General features: G+C 49.4%; 3 protein-coding genes and 1 pseudogene. 3 read left to right on the forward strand and 1 reads right to left on the reverse strand.

All coding sequences use genetic code 11. The annotated features are described in order from the left end of the window. Positions 1 to 334: pseudogene (locus TY10_RS25055) on the forward strand (DNA topoisomerase IV subunit B); the annotation flags it as partial. Between the two features lie 78 nt (positions 335 to 412). Here the strand turns inward: TY10_RS25055 and TY10_RS25060 are convergent. Beyond that, on the reverse strand, positions 413 to 1,189 hold the full coding sequence (locus TY10_RS25060; protein WP_042169916.1) for a YheC/YheD family protein: 777 nt from the start codon (positions 1,187 to 1,189) through the stop codon (positions 413 to 415). Between the two features lie 368 nt (positions 1,190 to 1,557). Between TY10_RS25060 and gyrA the strand changes: the two genes are divergently transcribed. Together gyrA and TY10_RS25070 are read left to right on the forward strand one after the other, a co-directional pair. Then, on the forward strand, positions 1,558 to 4,098 hold the full coding sequence (gene gyrA, locus TY10_RS25065) for a DNA gyrase subunit A (RefSeq protein WP_042169918.1): 2,541 nt from the start codon (positions 1,558 to 1,560) through the stop codon (positions 4,096 to 4,098). Between the two features lie 42 nt (positions 4,099 to 4,140). After that, entirely contained in the window at positions 4,141 to 5,211 is a 1,071-nt protein-coding gene (locus TY10_RS25070; protein WP_042169920.1) for an HD-GYP domain-containing protein, read from the forward strand. Positions 5,212 to 5,651 lie beyond the last annotated feature (440 nt).

Genomic DNA, 5,651 nt, shown 5'->3' on the forward strand with positions numbered 1-5,651 from the left:
CTATATCTACATCGCACAGCCGCCGCTGTTCAAGATTGAGCGCAACAAAGTAATTCGTTACGCGCAATCCGAGAAGGAGCGCGATGATATTATCGCCGAGTTCGGCGAAGGCACGAAAATCAATATTCAGCGTTATAAAGGTCTTGGCGAAATGAACGCGACCCAGCTGTGGGAAACGACGATGGACCCGGAGAGCCGCACGATGCTCCAAGTGACAATCGAAGACGCGATTGAAGCAGACGTCATCTTCGATACGCTGATGGGCGACAACGTTGAACCGCGTCGCGATTTCATTCAAGAGTTTGCTAAAAGCGTTAAAGACCTGGATGTTTAAAAATAAACCGAAAAGGCCCGCCATTCTCATAAGAGAAGCGAAGCCTTTCTGACAAGGCCGTCCGCGAGTAGCGGGCGGCTATTTTTTACGAGTGCTTTTACGGCGGTACCGGCCGTAGCCCACCGCATAGCGATAAATGCGGCGAAAAATCTTTTTATCCGCTAATTTGCGGAAGATGAACGGGTCCGGGCACGTATTGACCTCAAGAATCCAAGGGTGGAAGTCGGTGTCGATGGCGATATCGATGCCGATTTCTTTAATACGGGGATAGGTTTGCTGCAAAGTCCGAACGATAGTCAAGCCTAGCGTATTCAGACGTTCTCTGTATTGCTGCTGCTCACTGTCGTTAAGATGCGTCGACATCAGCTTTTCAAACGACATGGGTGTCCCGCCGCTATGATAGTTAGTGACGATTTTGGCCGGATGGGAGAGGCGCCCAATGATGCCTGTTACTTCCCAGTTGTGGCTTAAGTTTTTCTGCACCATAACCCGGATGTCAAAGCGTCGCTCCTGGTGCTTTAGAAGATGAATGCCGCGCTGAACAATATAACGCTTTTTGACCGTGTGCCGTTTGAGGCTCCAGAATAGCTGGTCGAAATTCGAGAAGCTGCGGACCGTCGTATTGAGCTGATACTTATAGCCAGTTTCCGGCGGGGGGAGCTTTTCCACACGGATAACGCCTTTGCCATAAGTGCCGTTGTTAGGCTTGACATAAATCATCTGATAATGCTCTAGCATGACGAACAGAGCCTCCCGGCTGTAGTGCTGCGTCTCGGGAATATATTCTTTCATCTCTTCGAGCTTCAACAGCGCATTCGTCTTCGCCCATTTGCTAGTGACGCGTTGGATGGACAAGCGGCTTTCTCCTCTCGTAATTACCTGTAGATCTGCAAACTGCGAAACGCTGCAAGAGGACGGCAAATGGCCGTTTTATGCGACGTTATTGCGAATCAGACAGAGACAGACTTTGGATTGAGTGGTATAATGGAAGTTGGGTCTGTTTATTTTATGGCAGCATTAAGCTATCGAAAACTGTGATTTACCTATTTTTTTGATGAAAAAGTATAAGATTTACTAAGTTAGGCCGTTTTTGATAGAGAGCTAGACCGCTTCGCAATGCGAAATATGGCGTGCGAGGGTTTAACAGCACCCAGTTTGTGAAAGTAATATAATGGTTATCGTGATTTAAGGATGGAAGATAGATGACGTCAGGGAGGTAAAACATGGCGGAAGAACAACAACGTTCGCAAATAAAAGACCGTGAAATCGGAACAGAGATGCGTGATTCCTTTATGAGCTACGCGATGAGTATCATCGTGAGCCGCGCTCTGCCCGATGTAAGGGATGGTTTGAAGCCCGTGCATCGCCGTATTTTGTATGCAATGTCGGATCTCGGCATGGCCGCAGACAAGCCGTATAAGAAGTCAGCAAGGATCGTAGGCGAAGTTATCGGCAAGTACCATCCGCACGGCGATTCCTCGGTTTACGAGGCAATGGTACGGATGGCACAGGATTTCTCGATGCGCTACATGCTCGTTGACGGACATGGCAACTTCGGCTCGGTCGACGGCGACATGGCTGCAGCAATGCGGTACACGGAAGCGCGTCTGTCCAAAATCGCGATGGAAATGCTTCGTGACCTGAACAAAGAAACAGTTGATTTCATACCGAACTATGACGGTGAAGAGAAAGAGCCTGCCGTTCTGCCATCGCGGTTCCCGAACCTGATGGTGAATGGCGTAACAGGCATCGCAGTCGGTATGGCGACGAATATTCCGCCTCATAACTTGGGAGAAGTCGTAGACGGCATTCAAGCGTTGATCGAGAATCCTGATATTACACCCCTTGAACTGATTGAATATGTAAAAGGACCTGACTTCCCGACTGCAGGGTTCGTCATGGGCCGCCATGGTCTTCGTCAAGCTTACTTGACCGGCCGCGGTACCGTTACGATGCGGGCAAGGGCGACGATTGAGGAGAATGGCAACAATAAGGCGCGTATTATCGTGTACGAGTTGCCTTACCAAGTCAATAAAGCCCGTCTGGTAGAGAAGATTGCCGAGCTTGTGCGCGAGAAGAAAATCGACGGGATCACCGATCTCCGCGATGAATCCGATCGCAACGGCATGCGCGTTGTTATCGAGCTTCGCCGTGATGTGACGCCTAGCGTCGTATTGAACAATCTTTACAAGCAAACGCAAATGCAGGCCAACTTCGGCATCAACATGCTGGCGCTTGTAAACGGCGAGCCGAAGACACTCAACCTTCGCGAAATGCTGTATTACTACTTGCAGCATCAAATCGAAGTTATCCGTCGTCGTACGGAATACGATTTGAAAAAAGCGGAGGCCCGCGCCCACATTTTAGAGGGCTTACGGATTGCACTTGATCATCTCGATGAAGTTATCGCATTGATTCGTGCGTCACAAACAGCTGATATTGCCCGTGAAGGACTTATCGAGCGCTTCTCGCTGAGCTATGAGCAGGCGCAAGCGATTCTGGATATGCGTCTTCAGCGTCTGACTGGTCTGGAACGCGACAAGATCGAAGCCGAGTATGCAGAGCTTCTGAAGAAGATTGCTGAATACAAAGCGATTCTTGCTGACGAGCAGCTCGTGCTTAACATTATTAGCGAAGAGCTTGCCGAGCTGAAGGAACGTTTCGGCGACGAGCGCCGCACTGAAATTACGATTAGCGAAGAAGAGATCATGGATGAGGATCTCATTCCGCGCGAGGATGTTATTATTTCGGTTACGCACAGCGGCTACATCAAGCGTCTGCCGGTTACGACTTACCGCAGCCAGAAACGGGGCGGCAAGGGCGTAGTGGGCATGGATACGAAGGAGAACGACTTCGTCGAGCATCTTTTTGTATCCAATACGCATCACTACTTGCTGTTCTTTACGAACAAAGGCAAGGTGTACAAGCTGAAAGCGTACGAGATTCCGGATCTTAGCCGGACTGCTCGCGGCACGCCAATTATTAATTTGATTCAGATCGAGCAGGGTGAGACGGTCAATGCCGTTATTCCGGTGCAGGAGTTCGATGCCGAGCATTACCTGTTCTTCGCTACCCGTCAAGGCGTCGTGAAGAAAACACCGCTCGATGATTATATAAATATTCGTAAAGTCGGATTGATCGCGATATCGCTTCGTGAAGACGATGATCTGATCGGCGTTAAGCTGACCGACGGCAACCAGGAAATTGTAATGGGTACGGCGCAAGGTATGTCGATCCGCTTCTCCGAACATGACGTTCGTTCCATGGGACGTTCAGCAACTGGCGTGAAGGGCATCCAGCTCGACGACGACGATGTTGTAATCGATATGGATGTTGTCGTGAACGACAACGACGTGCTGATCGTTACGTCCAAAGGCTACGGCAAGCGGACGCCGATGAGCGAATACCGGATCCAGAACCGTGGCGGTAAAGGGATTAAGACGCTTAATGTTACCGACAAGAACGGGCCAATCGTCAGTCTGAAGGTTGTTTTGAACGATGAGGATCTGATGATTATGACTGCATTCGGCACGATGATCCGAACAAGCATGGAAGGTATCTCCACGATGGGCCGCAACACGCAGGGCGTGAAGCTGATCAATACCCGCGAGGACGATACGGTAGCGACGGTAACGCGTGTTGCCCGCAGCGAAGAGACAGATGAGGAAATCGACGAAATCGAGGGTGCTGAACAGGAAGGTCAAGCTTCGGCCCAAGACGGAACAGAAACGATTACCGACGCGGATAACGATTCCGCCGAATAAACGGTCCAATAGCGACAGAATGATTACGGGGAGGGGACCGGTATGATGAACGTACCATTATCACAGGTGAAGTTAGGCGATAAACTTGGCGAAGATGTCCTCACCCCGCATGGCGGTGTTTTGTTTCATAAAGGGAAGATCGTTACGTCTCGCGAGCTAGACATTATGCAGGCATTTCTTGTTATGGCAGTCATCGTTGATTCGCCGATAGGCGCTGCAGTCAAACCTAAGGGAGACTCGCAGCCAGAGTCGAATCATTCGAAGCAGGCAGCCGCATCACCTCTGCAGGATGAATACGAGAACATGGTTGTGCTGCTGAAGCGGGCATTTAACCAATTCACACCAGGGTTTCCTTTTCCGATTCTGGATATTCGGACGCAGCTTGAGAAGCTGCTTCAGCAATTGCCGAGCTATAACGTACTAACCTTTGCGCCGCGCAGCTTTAATGAGGACGATTATTGGCTTCATAACAGCGTTGCGTGTGCGATGACGTCGTTTCTAATCGCCCAATGGGTGAAGCTGCCGCAAAAGGATTGGATGCAGGTTGCGCTTGCCGGTTTGCTGCATGATATCGGCAATATCCGCATCGATCGTTCGATATTGATGAAGCCTACCAAGCTGACAGCAGAAGAGCAGGAAGAAATTCAGCGGCATCCGCTGATCGGCAATCAGCTTCTCAAAAATGTCGCGGCGCTTAACGATGGAGTTAAGCTGTCTGCTCTGCAGCATCATGAACGCGTCGATGGCAGCGGCTATCCGTTAGGACTCGATTCCTCCTTGATCCATCCCTATGCGAAGGTTGTGGCGATTGCAGATATCTTCCACGCGATGACGCTGAATAAGTCTTACCGTAAAGCAGTTTCGCCGTATGTTGTTCTCGAGCAAATACAAAGTGATTCCTTCGGTAAGCTGGAGCCGTCTTATGTGCGGATCTTTATTGAGAAGGTTACACAGTTCCATAATGGTACGCTCGTTCGCCTAAGTGATGATAGGGTAGGTGAGATTGTATTTTCGGATGCGATGCACCCTACCCGGCCTTGGGTCAACATCAATGGGAAAATCATTAATCTATCTATTGAGCGGCAGCTGCATATAACTGACGTCGTTCGATAAAACCTTTCAACCCGTCAGAATTCATTCTGGCGGGTTGTTTTGTTGTATCTGTTTATAGTGTTGCATGATCGCGTGCGCCTCCCGGCATGCGGTGCTTGGTCTTAGGTCAGCCGTAAACCTTGAGGAGAGAGTTCTGTGGCTGGGTTGGTTTATACCAACATGGTTATTGTAAGGCTCCTTACTTTACTATCCAGCGTTGTCTGGTACAAAAGATGTCAGAACCTATACGGCGTTATCATTGTTTAGGTGTTTCATGGTTAGACGGTTTGGGTAATTACGAATAAGTCGGATTTAGAAGCAGGCATGACAGCAGGGTTTAAGGAGATCATTTGTTGAGAGGGAGTGGTATTTGCGGCGCACAAAGGCTACCTGTTAACAGGACGGATTGGACTGATCTTCTATAATATAGAGAGTTTATATAGAAGAGATAAAAAAGAATG

Origin of the sequence: Paenibacillus gorillae (assembly GCF_000513275.1) — a bacterium.
In the GTDB taxonomy this organism is placed as follows: domain Bacteria; phylum Bacillota; class Bacilli; order Paenibacillales; family Paenibacillaceae; genus Pristimantibacillus; species Pristimantibacillus gorillae.